This is a genomic window from Streptomyces bullii, assembly GCF_042657145.1.
Taxonomy (GTDB): Bacteria; Actinomycetota; Actinomycetes; order Streptomycetales; family Streptomycetaceae; genus Streptomyces; species Streptomyces bullii.
The window spans coordinates 12,934-33,540 of the sequence record NZ_JBHSNY010000007.1 but is presented as its reverse complement, the minus strand read 5'-3'; the positions used below and the strand labels follow the sequence as shown (position 1 = coordinate 33,540).

The following is a 20,607-nucleotide window of genomic DNA, read 5'->3' as shown; positions in this document are numbered from 1 at the left end:
CGCCCGAGGTATGCGATCTACTTCACGACCGTGATCCGGTCCGCCTTCGGCGGAGCGATCGGGTTCGTGGCCGAGGAGTTGGCCAGCAGGTACTTCTCCAGCGCGGCCAGGTCGTCCGCGCCGACCAGGTCGTCGGTGCCCTGGCCCAGCGTGGTGAAGCCGTCGCCGCCGCCCGCGAGGAAGCTGTTCGTCGCGACGCGGTAGGTGGCCGCCGGGTCGATCGGGGCGCCGTTCAGCCTGACGGAGTCCGTCACCACACGGTCCGCGCCCGTCTTCGTCAGGTCCAGCGTGTACGTCAGCCCGGACGAGACCTGGAGGATCTTCGGCGCCGCGGCGTTGGCGCCGGTCACCTGCTCCTTGAGCACCTGCACGAGCTGGGCGCCCGTGAGGTTCTGCAGGTTCACGGTGTTGGCGAACGGCTGCACCGTGAATCCCTCGGCGTACGTCACGACACCGTCGCCCTCACCGGCCTTGGCCGCGTAGGTCAGCGGCGCCCGGATGCCGCCGGGGTTCATCAGCGCCAGGTCGGTCTCCGGGTCGAGCTCCTTGCCGTACGCGAGCTGGGCGTCGGCGATGAGGTCGCCCAGCGGCGTCTCGGCGGTGCCGGTGTTGCCGATGTCGGCGGAGATGTAGCCGATCGGCCGGTTGCCGATGGGCGCGGCGAGGGTGTTCCACTTGGTGATCAGCTCGGTCATGTCGGTCGCCTTGGGGACGTCCCGGGTGACCACGTGGTTCGCCGAGGTGACCGCCGTCCGGGCGATGTCACCGGTCCACCGGTCGTACGTCAGCGTGGTGTCCGTGTAGAGACGGCCGAAGGACGCGGCAGAGGTGACCATGCGGGGCTTGCCCGCCGGGTCGGGGATGGTGCACACGTACGCGTTGTGGGTGTGGCCGGTGACCAGCGCGTCGACCTGCGGCGTGATGTTCTTGGCGATGTCGACGATCGGGCCGGAGACACCGTCGCCCGCGCCCGGGGAGTCGCAGTCGTAGTTGTACGACGTGGAGGCCGGGAAGCCGCCCTCGTGGATCAGCGCGACGATCGACTTCACGCCCTGCGCCCGGAGCACGCGCGCGTACTTGTTGATCGTCTCGACCTCGTCCTTGAACTTCAGGCCCTTCACGCCCTCGGCGGAGACGATGCCCGGGGTGTCCTCCAGGGTCACGCCGATGAAGCCGACCTTGACGTCCTTCTTCTTCCACACCCAGTACGGCTTGAGGATGGGCTTGTCCGTCTTCTCGTCCAGGACGTTGGCGGCGAGGTAGGGGAAGTCGGCGCCCTGGAACTCCTCGTCCGTGTAGCAGCCGTCCGTCGGGTGGCAGCCGCCCTTCTGCAGGCGGGCCAGCTCCTTGGCGCCCTCGTCGAACTCGTGGTTGCCGACGGAAGTGACGTCCAGGTCGAGCTTGTTGAGCGCCTCGATGGTCGGCTCGTCGTGGAACAGGCCGGAGATGAGCGGGGAGGCGCCGACCATGTCGCCGCCGGCCGCGGTGATGGAGTACGTGTTGCCCTCGCGCGCCTGGCGCAGGTGGGTGGCCAGGTACTCGATGCCGCCCGCGGTGATCTGCTCGGTGGTGCCGTCCTCGTGGACGTGGGTGACGCGGCCGGAGGAGCCGGACGGCGGTTCCAGGTTGCCGTGCAGGTCGTTGAAGGACAGCAGCTGCACGTCCTGGTAGCGGCCCGTGGCGTGGCCGCCCGGCCGGCGGTCCTCGCCCGCGCTCGCCGAACCCGGGAGCGCGGCCGCGGCCAGTGCGCCGACGGTGGCGGCACCGGCCGCGAGGGCGAGGAAACGGTTCGTACGGCGTCTGCGGCGCTCCGGGTGCGCCGGGGAAGTGGCTGGCATACGCCCCCCTGTGTGTGTGCTGAGGTGGTGTCCCCGTCCGGCGCAGCCTAGAGTCAACGCGCGTAGCGCGACAGAGGGTTCGTGGTTACATCCTGGTTGCTTCTTCACCTGTTGCTCTGCCGCCACTTTGCCGACGGCTCCCCGTACCCTCGTACGCATGACCAGCGACGACATCGCACGGCCCGGCAGCCCCCGTTCGATCGAGACCACTTCCGCGCTCTCCCCGCAGCAGGTCGACGCCGTCCTCGGACTGCTCGCCGAGGCCGCCCGGAGCGACGGACAGCAGGCGGTGTCCGAACAGGGCCGGCTGCAGTTGCGCGGCGGCGCACGCGAAGGCGTGTCGCACTACCTGCTGACCGCCGACGGCGAACTCCTCGGCTACGCCCAGCTGGAGGACACCGACCCGGTGGAGCCGCCGGCCGCCGAGCTGGTCGTCCACCCCTCGCACCGCGGGCAGGGGCACGGCCGGGCGCTGGGCGCGGCCGTGCTGGCCGCCTCCGGCAAGCGGCTGCGGGTCTGGGCGCACGGCGGCCACTCCGCCGCCCGGCATCTCGCCCAGGTCCTCGGCCTCACCCTGTTCCGCGAACTGCGCCAGATGCGACGCCCGCTGGCCGACTTCGACGCACCCGAGCCGGTGCTGCCCCCGGGAACGACCGTACGGACCTTCGTGCCGGGGCAGGACGACGCGGCCTGGCTCGCGGTGAACGCCGCCGCCTTCGCCCACCACCCCGAGCAGGGCTCCCTCACCCAGCGCGACCTCGACGACCGCATGGCCGAGCCGTGGTTCGACCCGGCGGGCTTCTTCCTCGCCTTCCGCGGGGAGGAGCTGGTCGGCTTCCACTGGACGAAGGTGCACGCGGCCGAGCGCCTCGGCGAGGTGTACGTCCTCGGCGTCAGCCCCGCGGCCCAGGGCAGCGGCCTCGGCAAGGCCCTCACCACGATCGGCCTGCGGCATCTGAAGGAGCGGGGGCTGCCGACGGCGATGCTGTACGTCGACGCCGACAACAAGGCGGCGGTGTCGGTGTACGAGCGGCTGGGCTTCACGACGTACGAGACGGATCTGATGTACCGGACGGAGACCTGAGATCCCTGTCAGGTGCTCACGGGCCGGGCCCGCACCACGAGCACGTCCGTCTCCAGCTCGTCGGCCCCGATCTCCAGCCCGGCCCACATCGCCTGCGCCGCCAGCAGGTTGAACGCCCGGTGCGGTGCGCACACCACATCCGTCCCGGCCTCGCCGCCCAGCCGGTCGGCGACGGCGCGGGCCGCCGCCTCCGCGTCGGCGGCGTGCTGGCCCAGGACGGTGGCCACGGGCTTCCCGGCCCCCGACACGAAGGCCTCCACCAGCAGCAGGCGGGCGTCACCGCCCGTCCAGCGCCCTGCCTGGGTGGTGACCGTCAGCCCGGGCACCGCCCGGCCCAGTTCGGACAGCATCCACGCCCCCTGCACGAGCCCGGTCCCCAGCGCCCCGGCCCCGGCGCTCGCGGACCAGGCCCGGTTGCCCTCCCCCGCACGCCCCTTGCCCAGCTGCTCCCACTCCTGCGGCACGGGCACCGACATCGGCGCCTCCAGCGCGAGCACGGCCCGCCGGCCGGCGGCCAGCGCCTCGGCGGCCGACGCGACGGCCGACGCCGGATCGCTCCCGTACCCGCAGAGCCCGGGCCCCCCCGCGGGCACGTCGACCGCCGCCCAGGCGAAGGACCCCGTCCGTACGGAGCCGACGTCGACGGCGACCACTCGCACCTCTCCCATGCCGCGCCCGCCCGCCTCTCGCTTCGCCGCCCGACCTGATGACAGGTCAGGGTAGAGGTCCGCCGGCCTCGGCCCGCTCCGGCATCCGGGTCTGCCTTCGGGCCGGCCCGGTCGTGCGGCGGCCGGGTGCTCGCGAGCGCTGCGGCTGTGCCACCGCACCGGAGCTGCCGTACGACCGCCCGCACCACGTCAGCGCCCGCCGCCCGCACCACGTCCGCGCCCCCGCCGCCCGCACCGCGCCCGACCCGCGTGGCCTGCTCCAGGCCGTGCTGCGCTGCGCCGCGCGGCCCCGGCCCCTGGGCCCTGGCCCTGGCCGCCGCCACCGCCCGCCTCATCCGGCCGCACGCCCTCGGCGACGAGGCGCCGGGACAGCAGCTCCCGCGCCACACCGGCCCACGACGGCCTGCCCTCCTGCGCGGCGGATCGACGCGAGCACGGCCGACGGCACCCTGCGAGGCCGCCGCCGCGACGCCCACCGCCTGCCTCCTGCCGCGCCGCCGCACCCCGCTGACCCGCCCCGTCCCGGGCCGTATGTCCCTGCACCGGGGGGCTGCCCCTCCACCGGGGGAGGCACGTAGGGACCCCTTCCCCCGAGGCGGGACCGGACCCCCGCGAGCCGCCGCCCGCTATCCCGCACGTCATGTCTCCGTAACCGTCGATTCAGACGACCTTGCGACGCTCGGCCAATGACTTCCGCCGTGCCAGAGCCTTCGCCGCCCAGAGAGGGCCCCGGGAGGAACGGGGACGCGCCGGCCGTGCCCCCGCTTCCGCCCGCGCTTTCCGACGCGCCCGTGATGCTGGCGACGCGGAACAATGGGTCCATGAGCCAGCCGAACACCCAGGCACAGGTCCAGCACCCGCAGCCCTCCGTGGGCTCCATAGCCGCGCACCGCCCGCACACCGTGGCGGCCACGGTCTCCGACCTGGAACCCGACCTCGACGCCGACCTCGACGCGTACGAGGAGTCGCACGTCGACGGGGCACAGCTGCCGCAGGGCCGGTTCCTGGACCGGGAACGCAGCTGGCTCGCGTTCAACGAGCGCGTCCTGGAACTCGCCGAGGACCCGAACACGCCCCTGCTGGAGCGCGCCAACTTCCTCGCGATCTTCGCGAGCAACCTGGACGAGTTCTTCATGGTCCGCGTGGCCGGACTGAAGCGCCGTATCGCCACCGGTGTGGCCACCCGCTCCGCGTCCGGGCTCCAGCCGCGCGAGGTCCTGGAGATGATCTGGGCCCGCTCCCGGGAGCTGATGGCCCGGCACGCCGCCTGCTTCCACGAGGACGTCGCCCCCGCCCTCGCGGAGGAGGGCATCCACCTGGTCCGCTGGAACGAGCTGGCCGAGAAGGAGCAGGCCCGCCTCTTCACGCTCTTCCGGCACCAGATCTTCCCGGTCCTGACCCCACTGGCGGTCGACCCGGCGCACCCGTTCCCGTACATCTCCGGCCTGTCCCTGAACCTGGCCGTCGTCGTCCGCAACCCGGTCACCGGGCACAGGCACTTCGCCCGTGTGAAGGTGCCGCCGCTGCTGTCCCGGTTCCTGGAGGCCTCCCCGGGCCGGTACGTCCCCATCGAGGACGTCATCGCCGCCCACCTGGAGGAGCTGTTCCCGGGCATGGAGGTCCTGGAGCACCACGCCTTCCGCCTCACCCGCAACGAGGACCTGGAGGTCGAGGAGGACGACGCCGAGAACCTGCTCCAGGCCCTGGAGAAGGAGCTCATGCGGCGCCGCTTCGGCCCGCCCGTGCGCCTGGAGGTCGAGGAGTCCATCGACCGCGAGGTCCTGGACCTCCTGGTCCGCGAACTGAAGATCAGCGAGGCCGAGGTCTACCCGCTGCCCGGCCCCCTGGACCTCACCGGCCTCTTCCGCATCCACAGCCTCGACCGCCCCGAGCTGAAGTACCCGAAGTTCGTCGCCGGCACCCACCGCGACCTCGCCGAGGTCGAGTCGGCCTCCGCGCCCGACATCTTCGCCGCCCTGCGCAGCCGGGACGTCCTGCTGCACCACCCGTACGACTCCTTCTCCACCTCCGTCCAGGCCTTCCTGGAGCAGGCGGCGGCCGACCCGGACGTCCTCGCCATCAAGCAGACGCTGTACCGGACCTCCGGCGACTCCCCGATAGTGGACGCGCTGATCGACGCCGCCGAGTCCGGCAAGCAGGTCCTCGTCCTGGTCGAGATCAAGGCCCGCTTCGACGAGCACGCCAACATCAAGTGGGCGCGCAAGCTGGAGGAGGCCGGCTGCCACGTCGTGTACGGCCTGGTCGGCCTGAAGACGCACTGCAAGCTGTCCCTCGTCGTCCGCCAGGAGGGCGAGACGCTGCGCCGCTACAGCCACGTCGGCACCGGCAACTACCACCCGAAGACGGCCCGCCTCTACGAGGACCTCGGCCTGCTCACGGCTGACCCGCAGGTCGGCGCGGACCTCTCGGACCTGTTCAACCGCCTGTCCGGCTACTCGCGCCGTGAGACCTACCGGCGGCTGCTGGTCGCCCCCAAGTCCCTGCGCGACGGCCTGATCTCGCGGATCAACAAGGAGGCCCAGCACCACCGCGCCGGGCGCCCGGCCTACATCCGCGTCAAGGTCAACTCGATCGTCGACGAGGCCCTCATCGACGCCCTCTACCGCGCGTCCCAGGCGGGCGTGCCGGTCGACGTGTGGGTGCGCGGGATCTGCGCGATCCGGCCGGGCGTCACGGGCCTGTCGGAGAACATCCGGGTGCGGTCTGTGCTCGGCCGCTTCCTCGAACACTCCCGTGTCTTCGCCTTCGGAAACGGCGGCGAACCCGAGGTGTGGATCGGCAGCGCCGACATGATGCACCGCAACCTCGACCGCCGGATAGAGGCCCTGGTCCGGGTCACCGACCCGGCCCACCGGGCCGCCCTGAACCGGCTGCTGGAGACCGGCATGTCCGACGGCACCGCCTCCTGGCACCTCGGCCCGGACGGCGAGTGGACCCGACACGCCACCGACGGGGACGGCCAGCCCCTGCGCAACATCCAGGAGATGCTCATAGACGCCCGGAGGCGCCGGCGTGGCAACGCAACACCATGATCCGACGACGGACTCCACGGCCGGGCCGGTGACGGGGGACTCCCTCGCGCACTACCTGCGGTCCCAGGCCACGGAGTTCCTCCGCGCGCTGCGCCTGCACCGGGAGACCGGCGCGGGCGCGGGCGGCTCCGAGGAGTCCGTCGAAGCGGCCCGCGCGCTGCGCCGCTCGGCCCGCCGTATCAGCGGCAGCCTGCACACCTTCCAGCCCCTCCTCGACTCCGACTGGTCCGAGGCCATGCGCCCCGAACTGGCGTGGGTGTCCGGCACCTTGGCGATGGAGCACGCGTACGCGGCCCGCCTGGAGCGCCTGCTGGCGGCCCTGCACCGCCTGTCGGGCTCGGGCGCGCTCCCGGCGCCGCCGACGGGCGCGGCGGTGGGCGGTCGAGCGGTGTCCGGCGACGCCGGTCCCCCGGCCCACCCGGCCGCGACCGGGGAGCGCGGCAACCTGACGGTCGGCGCGGTGAAGGCAGGCGCCCTGCTGGAACGCCAACTGACCCTGGCCCGGACCCGAGCGCACTCGGCGGCCCTCCAGGCACTGGGCTCCTCCCGCTTCCACGCCGTCGCGGACAAGGTCGCCTTACTCGCCAGCGAGGTCCCCCTGACCCGCCCGGCCTCCGCGGCCGACCTGCGCCCCCTGGCCGCCGCCGCACGGGAACGCCTGGCCGACGCCGTCGCCGCCCTGCCCCTGCTCACCGCGGGCAGCCCGTACAACGCGGAGGCCCTGGTCCACGGCCTGTCCCCGGACCCGTCCCCGCACCCGCAGGACACCCCCTGGCACCAGGTCCGCCTGCTGCTGCGCCTGCACCGCTACGCCTGCGAGGTGGTCCTCGGCGACGACGAGCCCGTCGACCTGCGGCTGCTCGCCGCGGGCCAGGCCCTCGACCGGCACCGCGACGCCTCGGAGGCCGCGGCCGCCGCGGCCCAGGCCGCCCGTACGCCCCGTATCGCCCCCGCGACGGCGTACGCGCTCGGGGTGCTCCACGCCGACCAGCGGCATGAGGTGGAGGCGGCGCGGTACGCGTTCCAGCGCTGCTGGCAGAAGGAACGGCAGAAGGAAGGAGAGGCGGTGAGCACGCGGTGAACTCCCCCGAGGACCGCACGGACACCACCGTTGAGGCGGCCGGCTGCGTCCTGTGGCGCCGCTCCCCCGTCGACGGCGCACTGGAGCTGTGCCTCGTGCACCGGCCGAAGTACGACGACTGGTCCTGGCCGAAGGGCAAGCTGAAGCGCGACGAGGAGCCGCTCGCCGGTGCGCTGCGCGAGGTGGCGGAGGAGACGGGCCACACGGCCGTGCCCGGAGCCGAACTCCCCACCCTCCACTACGTGGCCAACGGCCGCCCCAAGCGGGTCCGTTACTGGGCGGCCGAGGCCACCGGCGGCACCTTCCTGCCCACCGACGAGGTGGACCGCGTCCTCTGGCTCACACCCGACACGGCCCGCCTGCGCCTGACCCGGCCGCAGGACCGCGACCTGATCGACGCGCTGCTCGCCGCCCTGCGCCTGGCCTAGGACACCGCCGGTTCGTCACCGGTGTGCCGCGCGGCGTCCGTGCGGGCCAGGCTGCGGGCCCGGCGGGCCGGTCCGCTCCAGCCGCAGGTACAGCGGGCCACGCAGAAGGGTCCCCGTTCGATGGTGGACGTGCGGTGTTCCGGAGGGTCCGAGGAGGGTGCGGACCGGTCCTGCAGAGTCACACCGCCACGTTACCCAGGCCGGGTGAACGGCTCGTACACCGCACCCCGTGCGTCCGCCGCCCGACCGCGCCCGCGTGACGGCCCTACCTACCCGTCGTTAACCGGTTCGACAGGGGCCCGTGACGGACGCAGCGGCTGGGGGTAGGCAGGCGATGACCAGGCGGCAACGGCAGCACAGGACGGGCGAGGCGGTTGTCGCGGCCGGGGTCGCGGTCTGCGTGTGCCTCGGCACCGGCGGCTGCTCCGGCAGCGACGCCGTGGCGGAGGACGCCCGCGGGGGCGACGCCGTCGCGGTACTGCGCCAGGCCGCCGACCGGCTGCTGGACGCCGGGAGTTCCAAGGCCCGTACGTCGATGGAGATGGCCACCGGCGGAACCCGGGTGACCATCCGGGGCGAGGGTGTGTACGACTACCGCAAGCGGCTCGGACGGCTGGAGGTGCTGCTCCCGCAGGACCCGGCGGGAGCCGCCCCGCGGCGGCCCATCACCGAACTGCTCGCGCCGGGCGCCCTGTTCATGAAGAACCGGGGCGCCGGGGTGCCCGCCGACAAGTGGGTGCGGGTGGACACCGGGACGGTCTCCGACGGCAATCTCGTCACCGGCGGCGCCACCGACCCGCTCGCGGCCGCCGAGGTGCTGCGCGGGACGCGGACGGCGACGTACCTGGGGCACACGCGGATCGGAGGGACCGAGGTCCGGCACTACCGGGGCACGGCGGACCTCGGCCGGGCCGCGAAGGCCGCGACGGCCGCCAACAGGGCTCCCCTCGAAGCGGCGGCGAAAGGGTTCGCCACGGCCGAAGTCCCGTTCGACGCCTATCTCGACGACCAGGGCCGCATCCGCAAGGTCCGGCACCGTTTCAGCTTCGTCAACGGACAGCACGCCAAGCCCGTCGCGGTCGCCTCCACGACCCTGCTGTACGCATTCGGGGCCCCCGCCCGCGTCCGGCTCCCGGACGAGGACGACATCTACGCGGGCAAGATCGCCGAGGAGTGACCGGCGCGAACTAGCCCTTCCGTGCCATGCGCGGCGTGCGGGCCGCTCCCTACCCTAGGAAGTCGGTGACGGCAGAGAAGAGGTGATGCGCGTGGCTCCGGTCGGCGGTACGGCAGTTCAGGACCACGTGGCCCTCGCCGAGATCGAGCTGTGCGGAGATCTGATCATCGCGGCCTCGGCGGCGCAGGACCGGCTCAGCCTGGAGAGCATCGACGAGGTGCTGAAAGTGGCCGAGGCGCGGGCGGCGGCCGCCGGCGACTGACCCCGGCGACCGCCCCGGCGTCACGTCCGCAGCATGCGGGCGACCGCCCCGGCGTCACGTCCGCAGCATGCGGGCGATCGCCTGGGTCGCCTCCTTGACCTTCGCGTCGATCTCGTCGCCGCCCTTGAGGGCCGCGTCGGCCACGCAGTGCCGCAGGTGCTCCTCCAGCAGCTGCAGGGCGAAGGACTGCAAAGCCTTGGTGGAGGCGGACACCTGCGTGAGTATGTCGATGCAGTACACGTCCTCGTCGACCATGCGTTGCAAGCCCCGGATCTGGCCCTCGATACGGCGCAGGCGCTTGAGGTGCTCGTCCTTCTGCTTGTGGTACCCGTGCACACCCCGGTCGTGAGCGGTCACCACGTCCGCCCCGGTGCCCGCGGGAGTGACGTTCGCGGTGTCCGTCGCGTCCGCGGCGGAGGGCGCCCCGGCGCCGGCCTCGGTGGTCGTCATCGCGTCCTCCTGGTGTGCAACGAACCGACATATACCCCTGGTGGGTATATGGTACCGAACTCTTCTGGGTATACGCCTCTTGGCCAAAGCCGTACGGGACGGCCGGATCCGTCCCATGGACCGCCCCCGTGCTCATCACTCTGCCTGATGGGCGACACTGGAGGGCGGCCCGTTAGCCGTGGCCGGATGATGTGCCTAGCATCAGCCTGACCGAAACCGAAGCACCCCGAGGACCCCACGTGCGCTTTCGTCTGACCCCCAGGGAGACGAGCTTCTACGACATGTTCGCCGCCTCCGCGGACAACATCGTCACGGGCTCGAAGCTCCTGATGGAACTGCTCGGGGCGGACGCTTCCGCCCGGGCCGAGATCGCAGAGCGTATGCGGGCCGCCGAACACGCAGGTGACGACGCCACGCACGCGATCTTCCACCAGCTGAACTCCTCGTTCATCACGCCGTTCGACCGCGAGGACATCTACTCCCTCGCGTCGTCCCTCGACGACATCATGGACTTCATGGAGGAGGCCGTCGACCTGGTCGTCCTCTACAACGTCGAGGAGCTCCCCAAGGGCGTCGAGCAGCAGATCGAGGTCCTGGCACGCGCGGCCGAACTGACGGCCGAGGCGATGCCGCACCTGCGCACCATGGAGAACCTGACGGAGTACTGGATCGAGGTCAACCGGCTGGAGAACCAGGCGGACCAGATCCACCGCAAGCTCCTCGCGCACCTCTTCAACGGCAAGTACGACGCCATCGAGGTCCTCAAGCTCAAGCAGATCGTGGACGTACTGGAAGAAGCGGCGGACGCCTTCGAGCACGTGGCGAACACGGTGGAGACCATCGCCGTCAAGGAGTCCTGAGGCCCGTCCATGGACACCTTCGCCCTGGTCGTGACCATCCTGGTCGCGCTCTTCTTCACGTACACCAACGGCTTCCACGACTCGGCGAACGCGATCGCCACGTCCGTCTCCACCCGTGCCCTCACCCCGAAGGCCGCGCTGGCGATGGCCGCGGTGATGAACCTCGCCGGCGCCTTCCTGGGGTCCGGCGTCGCCAAGACCGTCAGTGAGGGCCTGATCCAGACGCCCGAGGGCTCCAAGGGGATGGGCATCCTCTTCGCGGCCCTCGTCGGCGCGATCACCTGGAACCTCGTCACCTGGTACTTCGGTCTGCCCTCGTCCTCCTCGCACGCCCTGTTCGGCGGCATGGTGGGAGCGGCCCTGGCGGGCGGCACGACGGTCTACTGGCACGGTGTGCTGGAGAAGATCGTCATCCCGATGTTCGTCTCCCCGGTGGTGGGCCTGCTGGCCGGCTACCTGGTGATGACGGCGATCATGTGGATCTTCCGCCGGACCAACCCCCACAAGGCCAAGCGCGGCTTCCGCATCGCCCAGACGGTCTCCGCGGCCGGCATGGCCCTCGGCCACGGCCTCCAGGACGCCCAGAAGACGATGGGCATCGTGGTGATGGCCCTGGTCATCGCCGACGTCGAGGACTACGGCGACCCCATCCCGATGTGGGTGAAGATCGCCTGCGCGGTGATGCTGTCCCTCGGCACGTACGCGGGCGGCTGGCGCATCATGCGCACACTCGGCCGCAAGATCATCGAGCTGGACCCGCCGCAGGGGTTCGCCGCGGAGACCACCGGCGCGTCGATCATGTTCACCACGGCGTTCATCTTCAAGGCGCCGATCTCCACGACCCATGTGATCACCTCGGCGATCATGGGCGTCGGCGCGACGAAGCGGGTGAACGCGGTGCGGTGGGGTGTCGCCAAGAACATCATCCTCGGCTGGTTCATCACCATGCCTGCGGCGGCGACGGTGGCGGCGGCGGCCTTCGGCCTGGTCCACCTGGCGTTCCTCTAGGCGTACCGGGCCAGCGGAGCCGCTGCGGGGGTGTGTGCGCGATTAGCCGTGACGGGTACCCCGCTGCACGGCACTCGCCCGCGGCCGGCGCGGCACACCGGAGGCTGGGCGCATGCGCACTCGCGCACGGCGGCGACCAAGGCAACCACGACGAGCGGGACCACCACGACGACGGGCCCGCCCCCTGGAATCCAGAGGGCGGGCCCTTCTCGTCCCCGCGGTGGCACCGCCATGCAGCACCGCGAGGGGCTCGCTCAGCCGAAGCGGCCGGAGATGTAGTCCTCCGTGGCCTGGACCGACGGGTTGGAGAAGATCCGCTCCGTGTCGTCGATCTCGATCAGCTTGCCCGGCTGGCCCACCGCCGCCAGGTTGAAGAACGCCGTACGGTCGGACACCCGCGCGGCCTGCTGCATGTTGTGCGTCACGATGACGATCGTGAAGCGCTCCTTCAGCTCACCGATCAGGTCCTCGATCGCCAGCGTCGAGATCGGGTCGAGGGCCGAGCACGGCTCGTCCATCAACAGCACCTTCGGCTCGACGGCGATCGCCCGGGCGATGCACAGCCGCTGCTGCTGACCGCCCGACAGCCCGGAGCCCGGCTTGTTCAGCCGGTCCTTGACCTCGTTCCAGAGGTTCGCGCCCTTGAGCGACTTCTCGACGATGTCGCTCAGCTCGCTCTTCTTGTAGTTGCCGTTCAGCCGCAGCCCCGCCGCCACGTTGTCGAAGATCGACATCGTCGGGAACGGGTTCGGCCGCTGGAACACCATGCCGACCTCGCGGCGCACCGACACCGGGTCGACCCCGGCGCCGTACAGGTCCTCGTCGTCCAGCATCACCTTGCCCTCGACCCGCCCGCCGGGCGTGACCTCGTGCATACGGTTCAGCGTGCGCAGGAACGTGGACTTGCCACACCCGGACGGCCCGATGAACGCCGTCACCGAGCGCGGCTCGACGGTCATCGAGATGTCCTCGATGGCCTTGTGGGACCCGTAGTAGGCGGTCAGACCGGATACGTCGATTCGCTTGGCCATGATTCAGTCACTTCCAGGTTGGCCGCGTCAGCGACCGGTCTTCGGGGCCTTCCAGCGGGCGATCCCACGGGCCACCAGGTTGAGGATCATGATGAACGCGATGAGCGTCAGTGCCGCCGCCCAGGCGCGGTCGTACGCCGCACCGGCGCCGCCGCTGTTCGCGTACTGGAGGTAGATGTACATCGGCAGCGAGGCCTGCGGGTCGGAGAAGGGGTTCGCGTTGATGAAGTTCGTACCCCAGACCAGCAGCAGCACGGGGGCGGTCTCACCGGTGATGCGGGCGATCGCGAGCATCACGCCCGTCGTGATGCCGCCGATCGAGGTCGGCAGGACCACCTTCAGGATGGTGCGCCACTTCGGCACGCCCAGTGCCAGCGAGGCCTCGCGCAGCTCGTTCGGGACGAGCTTGAGCATCTCCTCCGTGGAGCGGACGACCACCGGGATCATCAGGATGCACAGGGCCAGCGATCCGGCGAAGCCCGACGGACCCAGCTCGAACATCAGGACGATGCTGAGGATGAACAGACCGGCGACGATCGACGGGATGCCCGTCATGACGTCGACGAAGAAGGTCACGGCCTGCACGAGCCTGCCGCGCCCGTACTCGACCAGGTAGATCGCGGTCAGGACACCGACCGGCACGGAGATCAGGGTGGCCAGACCCACCTGCTCCAGGGTGCCGAGGATGGCGTGGTAGATGCCGCCGCCGGGCTGGCTGTCGGCGACCACGCCCATCGAGTGGGTGAGGAAGTAGCCGTCGAGGACCTTCACACCGCGCTTGACGGTCTCCCAGACGAGGGAGGCCAGCGGAATGACGGCCAGCAGGAACGCGACCCACATCATGCTGGTCGCCATGCGGTCCTTGGCCTGCCGCCGGCCCTCGACCCCCGCGGATATGCCGTACGACCCGACGACGAAGACGAGCGCGGCGATGAGGGCCCACTGGATGTCGCTGTGCAGCCCGGCCGCGGCACTGATGCCGAGGCCCAGGGCGACCGAACCGGCGGCGACCGCCCAGGAGAACCACCTGGGCAGGTGCGCGCCGCGCAGGGAGCTGGGGCGCTTGTCGGAGAGGGTTGCGTTGCTCATGCGTTGGCCCCCGAGTACTCCTTGCGGCGGGCGATGATCAGGCGGGCCGTGCCGTTGACCAGCAGGGTGATGACGAAGAGCACCAGACCGGAAGCGATGAGCGCGTCCCGGCCGACCTCGGTGGCCTCGTTGAACTTGCTGGCGATGTTCTGGGCGAAGGTGCCGCCGCCCGGGTCCAGCAGGCTGAGGTTGATGTCGAAGCTGGAGGACAGGACCATCGCGACGGCCATCGTCTCGCCGAGCGCGCGGCCGAGGCCCAGCATCGAGGCGGAGATGACGCCGGAGCGCCCGAAGGGCAGGACCGCCATGCGGATGACCTCCCAGCGCGTGGCTCCGAGGGCCAGGGCGGCCTCCTCGTGCATCTGCGGGACCTGGCGGAAGACCTCACGGCTCACGTTGGTGATGATCGGCAGAATCATGATCGCGAGCACGATGCCCACGGTGAGCAGGGAGCGAGGGGCGCCGCCGTTCCACTCCAGGACGCCGGTCCAGCCGAGGTACTCGTCCAGCCAGGCGAAGAGCCCCTCCAGGTGCGGTACCAGGACGAGGGCGCCCCACAGGCCGTAGACGATGGACGGCACGGCGGCGAGCAGGTCGATCACGTACGCGATGGGGCCGCCGAGCTTGCGCGGGGCGTAGTGCGTGATGAACAGGGCGATGCCGACCGCGATCGGAACGGCGATGACCATGGCGATGATCGACGACACGACGGTGCCGAAGGCCAGGACCGCGATGCCGAAGACCGGCGGGGCACCGCTGGGGTTCCACTCGAAGGTGGTGAAGAAGTTGCCCTCGTCCTTGCTGATGGCGAGGGAGGCGCGGTAGGTCAGGAAGACCGCGATGGCGGCCATGATGGCCAGGACGAGGATGCCGGACCCGCGGGAGAGCCCGAGGAAGATCCGGTCTCCGGGGCGGGTGGCGCCGCGTGCGGCGCGCTTCTCCTCGGCCGGGACGGGCTGGGGTGCGGGCGGAGCGCTTGCGTTCTGTGTGGATACGTCCATCGGATTCTCCGGTCTGCGGAACCGTCCCGGAGGGGCGGCTCTGTCAGAGCCGCCGCTGACGGGCGGCTCCTGGCGGCGGTGCACCGGACGGTGTGGGCCCGACCCCGTTCGAGGCCGGGCCCACACTCAGGTCAGCTCAGGCCCTTCACGGTCTCCCGGACCTTGGTGATGATCTCGGCGGGCATCGGGGCGTAGTCGGCGTCCTTCAGCAGGCCCTGGCCCTCGTCGGAGGCCATGAAGCCGAGGAAGGACTTGACGGCGGGCAGGGTGTCCGCCTTGTTGCCCTTGTCGCAGACGATCTCGTAGGTGACGAGCGTGATCGGGTAGGCGTTGTCGGCCTGGGTCGCGTAGTCCAGCTTGAGGGCGAGGTCCTTGCCGGTACCGACGACCTTGGCCGCGGCGATGGCGTTGGTGGCGTTCTCCAGCGTCGCCTCGACCGGCTGGGCGGCACCGGTGTTCAGGGCGACCGTCTTGATGCCGTCCTTGGCGTAGGAGAGCTCGAAGTACGAGATCGCGCCGGCGGTCTGCTTGACCTGCTGCGCCAGACCGGAGGAGCCCTGTGCGGCCTGTCCGCCCTTGGCCTCCCAGGCCTTGCCGGGCTCGTACTTCCAGTCCTTGGGAGCCGCGGCGGCCAGGTACTTGGTGAAGTTGTCCGTGGTGCCGGACTCGTCGGAGCGGTGGAACGCCTGGATCTTGAGGTTCGGAAGCTTGGCGTCGGGGTTCAGCTTCGCGATGGCCGGGTCGTTCCAGTTGGTGATCTTGCTGTCGAAGATCTTCGCGAGAGTGGAGGCGTCCAGGACGAGCTTGTCGACACCGGGGACGTTGTAACCGAGGGCGACCGGCCCGCCGACCATCGGCAGGTCGATGGCCTGGCCGCCGGAGCAGACCTTCTTGGACTGCTCGACCTCTTCGGGCTTCAACGCGGAGTCCGATCCGGCGAACGCGGTCTGGCCCTGCAGGAACGCGGTGATACCGGCGCCCGAGCCGGTCGGGTTGTAGTTGACCTGCACGTTCTTGCAGGCCGCGGTGTACTGCGCTACCCAGGCGTCGATCGCGTTCTTCTGCGCCGTGGAGCCCGAGGCCTGCAGCTGGCCCTTGGCGTCGTCACACTTGATGTTGCTGGCCGGCGCGCTGGCGTTGCCGCCCGCGGCGCCGTTCCCGCCGGTGTCGTCGGAGCCGCACGCCGTGAGGGCCAGGGCGCCGGAGACGGCGAGAGCACCGAGAGCGAGGGCCCGCCGGTTCATGCGCTGAAGCTTCACTTGAGGGAGTTCCTTCCAGGAGCCGCCGTCCTGATTTCGGCGGCGTGCGAGGTGTAGGTGATGCGGACGCGCGTGTTCGGGATGCGGCTCGCATCGCGTAAGGCCGAAATTAGGCAGATCAGGTGAAGCCGCCGATGGCCGTACATGAACGGGGGGTGAACCCCTGTAGACAGTGCGGTTAGGTCACGGAATGCTCACGGGGAGAGCACGCCGAGGTCCCGGTCCCGGACGGAAGGCCGTCGAACCGCAACGATCATGCCGGGGCCCTGGGAGCGGTCCTGGGATCGGTCAAGCCCGGGCCCTGAGAGCGGTCCGGCCGTGGGAGCCGGGAGGCGCCGTGATCGGTCCGGCCGTGGGAAACCGGCAGAGGCCCTGGCAGCGGTCCCGCCGTGGGAAACCGGCAGCACCCCCGAGAGCCCGTGGGACCGGGAGCGAGCGCCCCGGCCCTGGCACCCTTGGAACACGGGACGCGGGACGCGGAACCCGGGAGGCGCTGGACCCGTCTGGCTCCACGAGAACCACCCACGGGAGGCGCACATGGACCGGCGTACGTTCATCGGAGGCGGCGCTGCCGCGATCGCGGCGGTGACGACGGCCGCCTGCGAAGGCTCCGGCCCGGCCGGCCGACCCCGCGGCGCCGCGGCCTCCCGCACCTCCCTGACCTCCGTCGGCACCACGGCAGCCGCCAACTGGACCGCGCTGGCCCGCGACCTCGACGGCCCCCTGGTCCGCCCGGGCGACGCACAGTGGAAGGCGGCCCGGCAGCTCTACAACACCCGCTTCGACACCCTCACCCCCGCCGCCGTCGCCTACGTCGCCCACTCGGACGACATCCGCACGGCCCTGGCCTACGCCCGCGCCCACGACGTCCGGGTGGCGATCCGCAACGGCGGCCACTCCTACGCCGGCTGGTCCTCCGGAAACGGCCGCCTGATCCTCGACGTCTCGAAGCTCAGCCGGGTCCGGGCCGGCGGCGGCACCGCCGTCGTCGGCGCCGGAGCCAAGCTGATCGACGTCTACCGCGCCCTGGCCGCGAAGGGCGTGACGATCCCGGCCGGCTCCTGCCCCACCGTCGGCGTCTCCGGCCTCACCCTGGGCGGCGGCCACGGCGTGGTCTCCCGCGCGTACGGCCTGACCTGCGACAGCCTCACCCGGGCCACCCTGATCACGGCGGACGGCAAGCAGCTCACCGCCGACGCCCGGGAGAACAAGGACCTGTTCTGGGCGCTGCGCGGCGCGGGCAACGGCAACTTCGGCGTCGTGACCGAACTGCACTTCAAGACCCACCCGGCCCCGCAGGGCGTCTCGGCGTACCTCACCTGGCCCTGGGCGAAGGCCGCGGCGGTCGTCAAGGCCTGGCAGGAGTGGGGCCCGGCCCAGCCGGACGAGATCTGGTCGTCCCTGCACCTGGCGAACGCGGCCGGCGGCACCCCCACCGTGTCCGTCGCCGCCTTCTCCCTCGGCACCCACCGCGAACTGCAGAACGCGCTCGACCGCCTCGCCGACCGCGTCGGCTCCCCGGCGAGCCACGTCTCGCTGAAGCGCCGCTCGTACGAAGAGTCGATGGAGGTGTACGCCGGCTGCTCGTCCTTCCCGACGGACGCCCAGTGCCACCTGCCGGGCTCCACCCCGGGCCGCTCCCCGCAGGGCGCGCTGGGCCGCGAGACGTACACGGCCCGCTCGGACTTCTTCGACCGCTCCCTGTCGGCGGCCGGGATCCGCACGCTGCTGTCCCAGATCCGCTCGGTGCGCGGCGGTGTCGGCAGCGTCCAGCTCACGGCTCTCGGCGGTGCCGTCAACCGCGTCTCCCCGACGGCCACGGCCTTCGTCCACCGCCGCTCGCGGATGCTGGCCCAGTACATCGCCTCCTGGCGGGCGGGCACGACCGGATCGACGGCCCAGTCCTGGCTGACCTCGGCCCACAAGGCGATGCGCCCGTACGCCTCGGGGGCGGCCTACCAGAACTACACGGATCCGACCCTGACGAACTGGCGCAAGGCGTACTACGGGGACGCGGCCCCTCGCCTGACCAAACTCAAGAACCAGTACGACCCGAACCGCTTCTTCACGTATCCCCAGGCGCTGTAGGGGGCCGGCCCGGCCGCGGACGTGCTCAGCCGCTCAGCCGCAGAGCTGCGGCAGCCGTACTTCCCCACCAGCGCCTCGAGGGCCTGGGAGCGCCCCCAGGGCGGCACGGGCGGGTGCAGGGGCACCTCGTGGCGCGGGCCAGCCGTCACCTACGCGGCGAGGTCGCGCTCCTCCGACCCGCCGGACGCCTCACGCCGAGTCCCCGGAATCACCGTGTCCCGACCGACGTGCCCTCTGGTCCGGGCCCGGATCAGCCACCCCGCCCGGGGCGACCGCTCGACCGCCCGCGTGACCGGCGTCAGCAACGCCATCGCCACCGGCGACAACAGCAACGCCACCGCCGTACCGAGCGCGAACCCGCCCACGACGTCCGTCGGATAGTGCACGCCCATGTAGACGCGGCAGAAGCCTTCGAGCAGCCCGAGCCCGATGCCGACGAGCCCGAACCTCCGGTTCGCGACGAACAGCGCCACGGCCATGGCCATGGTGATCGTCGCGTGGTCGCTCACGAAGGAGTAGTCGGTCTTGCCGGAGACGAGCACCTCCAGCCCCTGGTGGTCGAGGAAGGGCCGCGGCCGTTCCACGAAGCCCCGGATCGGGACGTTCACCAGCACGGCGATACCGGCCGCCAGCGGCGCCCACACCAGCGCGGCCACCGACGACGCCGCGTCCTCGGCGCCGCGCCGCCGCACGGTCCACCAACACCCGAGCACGAGCAGCACCATGGCGAGCAGCAGCCCGTACTCCCCCACGTACTCCATGACCCGGTCGAACCACGGCGGCGCGGCCTTGGCCAGGCCGTTGATGTCGTAGAGCAGGTCGACGTCGGGGTTCGACCCGGAATCGGCGAGTCCAGCCATCGTGCTGCGGCCCCTTCGTCATCTCTCCCGGCGCACCGGTGCGTGCGCCACTGCTGCCACCCCCGTGGTCTGTAGATCCGCTTCCGTTGCACACGTGCACACATCGCCACACGTGCCGGCTGACGTCGGCTCGGCTACGCCAACAGGAACGCACGGTCCTCGTTGATACGTTCCACACTCCACCGAATGATCACGCAGACGTTATCGAAGAGAGACCCATCGACGCAGCTCAGGGGGAGGTTTAACGCTCGGTTCACACCGTCGTGGGCAACGCTTTCGCGCCATCTTCGGTGACCCGGGTGGCCCCGAAGTAGTCCGGCGTGTCGATCGGGTCGAACCGGATCACAGCCCCTGTCCGGGGCGCGTCGATCATGTACCCCCCGCCCACGTAAATGCCGACATGCCGGATGGCTCGTGGATCGGTGAGGTCGTCCGAGAAGAACACCAGGTCACCGGGGAGCAGTTCGTCCCGCTTCGGATGCGGTCCCGCGTTGTACTGGTCGTTGGCGACGCGCGGCAGCTTGATCCCCACACTGGCGTACGCGGCCTGCGTCAGACCCGAGCAGTCGAAGCGTCCGCCCTGCTCAGGGGTGCCGGTGCCGCCCCAGAGATAGAGCGTGCCGAGCTTCTTCTGGGCGTAGGCGATGGCGCCGGCGGCCTGCTCGGTGGGATCGACGCGGCCCACGGGAGCGGCGAAGCTCTTCTCCAGCGCCGTGATCCTCCGGACGTAGTTCCGCGTCTCCTTGTACGGCGGCACGCCCCCGTACTTGATCACCGCGTAGGCCCCCGCGTTGTAGGAGGCCAGCATGTTTTCGGTCAGGTTTCCGGGTACGTCCTTCACGTACGAGGCGAGTTTGCAGTCGTACGACGCCGCCGAGGGGATGGCGTCCTTCGGGTCCCACACATCACGGTCCCCGTCCCCGTCGCCGTCGATGCCGTGCGTGGCCCACGTCCCCGGGATGAACTGCGCTATGCCCTGCGCCGCCGCGTGGCTCTGGGCCTTCGGGTTGAACCCGCTCTCCTGGTAGAGCTGTGCGGCGAGAAGCGCGGGACTGATGGCGGGGCACAAGGTGCCCCACTTCTGCACGAGGGCCGAATACGCGGCCGGCACGGTCCCCTTGGCCAGCGTCCTGGCCCCGCCGCGCACGCCGTTGACGATGTTTCCGGCGACGACGTAGACCCCGACGACCAGCAGCATCACGAAGGCCAGCGCGGCACCGGTCACCGCGGTCGCCACGATCCACGCCTTACGCACCGTCAACCGCCCCTCACCGACCGGGAGTCCGTCGCCACGTCAGTGTAGGGGCGGTAGCCGTGCCACGGAATGATCACACGGGGGCAGAGGGGGAGCGGAGGGGCGGCCGGCCCGG

The 20,607-nt window shown here is 71.2% G+C and carries 19 protein-coding genes; 9 read left to right on the top strand and 10 right to left on the bottom strand.

From position 1 onward, the window contains the following. Window positions 1-17: 17 nt before the first annotated feature. Window positions 18-1,838 (bottom strand): bifunctional metallophosphatase/5'-nucleotidase, encoded by a 1,821-nt coding sequence (locus ACFPZJ_RS20540; protein ID WP_381023571.1) that lies wholly within the window; start codon window positions 1,836-1,838, stop codon window positions 18-20. 157 nt (window positions 1,839-1,995) lie between these two features. Here ACFPZJ_RS20540 and mshD point away from each other — a divergent pair, with 157 nt between their 5' ends. Continuing rightward, the gene (mshD, locus tag ACFPZJ_RS20535; protein ID WP_381023568.1) at window positions 1,996-2,922 is read left to right on the top strand and encodes a mycothiol synthase; all 927 of its coding nucleotides are present in this window, start codon (window positions 1,996-1,998) and stop codon (window positions 2,920-2,922) included. An 8-nt stretch (window positions 2,923-2,930) separates the two neighbouring features. On the opposite strand, the gene ACFPZJ_RS20530 is transcribed toward mshD, so the two are convergent. Next, the gene (locus tag ACFPZJ_RS20530; protein WP_381023565.1) at window positions 2,931-3,590 is read right to left on the bottom strand and encodes a hypothetical protein; all 660 of its coding nucleotides are present in this window, start codon (window positions 3,588-3,590) and stop codon (window positions 2,931-2,933) included. An 821-nt stretch (window positions 3,591-4,411) separates the two neighbouring features. Here ACFPZJ_RS20530 and ACFPZJ_RS20525 point away from each other — a divergent pair. From ACFPZJ_RS20525 to ACFPZJ_RS20515, 3 genes are read left to right on the top strand one after another with little or no spacing between them, the layout of a single operon-like run. After that, window positions 4,412-6,643, top strand: coding sequence for an RNA degradosome polyphosphate kinase (locus ACFPZJ_RS20525; RefSeq protein ID WP_381023562.1), 2,232 nt, complete (start codon window positions 4,412-4,414; stop codon window positions 6,641-6,643). Next, window positions 6,624-7,724 carry a CHAD domain-containing protein gene (locus ACFPZJ_RS20520; protein WP_381023560.1) on the top strand — a complete coding sequence of 367 codons (1,101 nt, stop codon included), beginning with the start codon at window positions 6,624-6,626 and terminating at the stop codon, window positions 7,722-7,724. The genes ACFPZJ_RS20525 and ACFPZJ_RS20520 overlap by 20 nt, the downstream gene beginning before the upstream one ends. Further along, window positions 7,721-8,152, top strand: a complete 432-nt coding sequence (locus ACFPZJ_RS20515) for an NUDIX hydrolase (RefSeq protein WP_381023557.1) — start codon at window positions 7,721-7,723, stop codon at window positions 8,150-8,152. Before ACFPZJ_RS20520 ends, ACFPZJ_RS20515 begins: the two co-directional genes overlap by 4 nt. On the opposite strand, the gene ACFPZJ_RS20510 is transcribed toward ACFPZJ_RS20515, so the two are convergent. Further along, on the bottom strand, window positions 8,149-8,328 hold the full coding sequence (locus tag ACFPZJ_RS20510) for a hypothetical protein (protein ID WP_381024624.1): 180 nt from the start codon (window positions 8,326-8,328) through the stop codon (window positions 8,149-8,151). The two genes, ACFPZJ_RS20515 and ACFPZJ_RS20510, sit on opposite strands and share 4 nt — an antisense overlap. 158 nt (window positions 8,329-8,486) lie before the next feature. Here ACFPZJ_RS20510 and ACFPZJ_RS20505 point away from each other — a divergent pair, with 158 nt between their 5' ends. Both ACFPZJ_RS20505 and ACFPZJ_RS20500 read left to right on the top strand, forming a co-directional pair. Then, a complete protein-coding gene (locus ACFPZJ_RS20505) occupies window positions 8,487-9,329 on the top strand; it encodes an SCO4651 family lipoprotein (protein ID WP_381023554.1) in 843 nt (280 codons plus the stop codon). A gap of 85 nt (window positions 9,330-9,414) precedes the next feature. Continuing rightward, window positions 9,415-9,591, top strand: coding sequence for a hypothetical protein (locus ACFPZJ_RS20500; RefSeq protein ID WP_381023552.1), 177 nt, complete (start codon window positions 9,415-9,417; stop codon window positions 9,589-9,591). A gap of 54 nt (window positions 9,592-9,645) precedes the next feature. On the opposite strand, the gene ACFPZJ_RS20495 is transcribed toward ACFPZJ_RS20500, so the two are convergent. Beyond that, window positions 9,646-10,041 carry a metal-sensitive transcriptional regulator gene (locus ACFPZJ_RS20495; protein WP_381023549.1) on the bottom strand — a complete coding sequence of 132 codons (396 nt, stop codon included), beginning with the start codon at window positions 10,039-10,041 and terminating at the stop codon, window positions 9,646-9,648. A gap of 239 nt (window positions 10,042-10,280) precedes the next feature. On the opposite strand from ACFPZJ_RS20495, the gene ACFPZJ_RS20490 reads away from it, so the two are divergent. Beyond that, window positions 10,281-10,901, top strand: coding sequence for a DUF47 domain-containing protein (locus tag ACFPZJ_RS20490; protein ID WP_020269925.1), 621 nt, complete (start codon window positions 10,281-10,283; stop codon window positions 10,899-10,901). Between the two features lie 9 nt (window positions 10,902-10,910). Then, the gene (locus tag ACFPZJ_RS20485; RefSeq protein ID WP_381023546.1) at window positions 10,911-11,909 is read left to right on the top strand and encodes an inorganic phosphate transporter; all 999 of its coding nucleotides are present in this window, start codon (window positions 10,911-10,913) and stop codon (window positions 11,907-11,909) included. A gap of 254 nt (window positions 11,910-12,163) precedes the next feature. Here ACFPZJ_RS20485 and pstB read toward each other — a convergent pair whose 3' ends face one another. The 4 genes from pstB to pstS form a co-directional block, all read right to left on the bottom strand. Next, the gene (pstB, locus tag ACFPZJ_RS20480) at window positions 12,164-12,940 is read right to left on the bottom strand and encodes a phosphate ABC transporter ATP-binding protein PstB (RefSeq protein WP_381023543.1); all 777 of its coding nucleotides are present in this window, start codon (window positions 12,938-12,940) and stop codon (window positions 12,164-12,166) included. Between the two features lie 27 nt (window positions 12,941-12,967). After that, a complete protein-coding gene (gene pstA / locus ACFPZJ_RS20475) occupies window positions 12,968-14,029 on the bottom strand; it encodes a phosphate ABC transporter permease PstA (protein ID WP_381023539.1) in 1,062 nt (353 codons plus the stop codon). Continuing rightward, entirely contained in the window at window positions 14,026-15,030 is a 1,005-nt protein-coding gene (gene pstC, locus ACFPZJ_RS20470; RefSeq protein WP_381023536.1) for a phosphate ABC transporter permease subunit PstC, read from the bottom strand. The genes pstA and pstC overlap by 4 nt, the downstream gene beginning before the upstream one ends. Window positions 15,031-15,161: 131 nt before the next feature. After that, window positions 15,162-16,289, bottom strand: coding sequence for a phosphate ABC transporter substrate-binding protein PstS (gene pstS, locus ACFPZJ_RS20465; RefSeq protein WP_381023534.1), 1,128 nt, complete (start codon window positions 16,287-16,289; stop codon window positions 15,162-15,164). A gap of 537 nt (window positions 16,290-16,826) precedes the next feature. Here pstS and ACFPZJ_RS20460 point away from each other — a divergent pair. Then, window positions 16,827-18,377, top strand: a complete 1,551-nt coding sequence (locus ACFPZJ_RS20460; RefSeq protein WP_381023531.1) for an FAD-binding oxidoreductase — start codon at window positions 16,827-16,829, stop codon at window positions 18,375-18,377. A 149-nt stretch (window positions 18,378-18,526) separates the two neighbouring features. Here ACFPZJ_RS20460 and ACFPZJ_RS20455 read toward each other — a convergent pair whose 3' ends face one another. Both ACFPZJ_RS20455 and ACFPZJ_RS20450 read right to left on the bottom strand, forming a co-directional pair. Continuing rightward, window positions 18,527-19,237, bottom strand: a complete 711-nt coding sequence (locus ACFPZJ_RS20455) for a phosphatase PAP2 family protein (protein WP_381023528.1) — start codon at window positions 19,235-19,237, stop codon at window positions 18,527-18,529. Between the two features lie 253 nt (window positions 19,238-19,490). Next, window positions 19,491-20,498 carry a C40 family peptidase gene (locus ACFPZJ_RS20450; RefSeq protein ID WP_381023525.1) on the bottom strand — a complete coding sequence of 336 codons (1,008 nt, stop codon included), beginning with the start codon at window positions 20,496-20,498 and terminating at the stop codon, window positions 19,491-19,493. Window positions 20,499-20,607 lie beyond the last annotated feature (109 nt).

Excerpts from the sequence above, each read along its gene's own strand:
- ACFPZJ_RS20540 (WP_381023571.1), bottom strand. The coding sequence starts at position 1,838 with ATGCCAGCCACTTCCCCGGCGCACCCGGAGCGCCGCAGACGCCGTACG.
- mshD (WP_381023568.1), top strand. The coding sequence starts at position 1,996 with ATGACCAGCGACGACATCGCACGGCCCGGCAGCCCCCGTTCGATCGAG.
- ACFPZJ_RS20530 (WP_381023565.1), bottom strand. The coding sequence starts at position 3,590 with ATGGGAGAGGTGCGAGTGGTCGCCGTCGACGTCGGCTCCGTACGGACG.
- ACFPZJ_RS20525 (WP_381023562.1), top strand. The coding sequence starts at position 4,412 with ATGAGCCAGCCGAACACCCAGGCACAGGTCCAGCACCCGCAGCCCTCC.
- ACFPZJ_RS20505 (WP_381023554.1), top strand. The coding sequence starts at position 8,487 with ATGACCAGGCGGCAACGGCAGCACAGGACGGGCGAGGCGGTTGTCGCG.
- ACFPZJ_RS20500 (WP_381023552.1), top strand. The coding sequence starts at position 9,415 with ATGCGCGTGGCTCCGGTCGGCGGTACGGCAGTTCAGGACCACGTGGCC.
- ACFPZJ_RS20495 (WP_381023549.1), bottom strand. The coding sequence starts at position 10,041 with ATGACGACCACCGAGGCCGGCGCCGGGGCGCCCTCCGCCGCGGACGCG.
- ACFPZJ_RS20485 (WP_381023546.1), top strand. The coding sequence starts at position 10,911 with ATGGACACCTTCGCCCTGGTCGTGACCATCCTGGTCGCGCTCTTCTTC.
- pstB (WP_381023543.1), bottom strand. The coding sequence starts at position 12,940 with ATGGCCAAGCGAATCGACGTATCCGGTCTGACCGCCTACTACGGGTCC.
- pstA (WP_381023539.1), bottom strand. The coding sequence starts at position 14,029 with ATGAGCAACGCAACCCTCTCCGACAAGCGCCCCAGCTCCCTGCGCGGC.
- pstC (WP_381023536.1), bottom strand. The coding sequence starts at position 15,030 with ATGGACGTATCCACACAGAACGCAAGCGCTCCGCCCGCACCCCAGCCC.
- ACFPZJ_RS20460 (WP_381023531.1), top strand. The coding sequence starts at position 16,827 with ATGGACCGGCGTACGTTCATCGGAGGCGGCGCTGCCGCGATCGCGGCG.
- ACFPZJ_RS20455 (WP_381023528.1), bottom strand. The coding sequence starts at position 19,237 with ATGGCTGGACTCGCCGATTCCGGGTCGAACCCCGACGTCGACCTGCTC.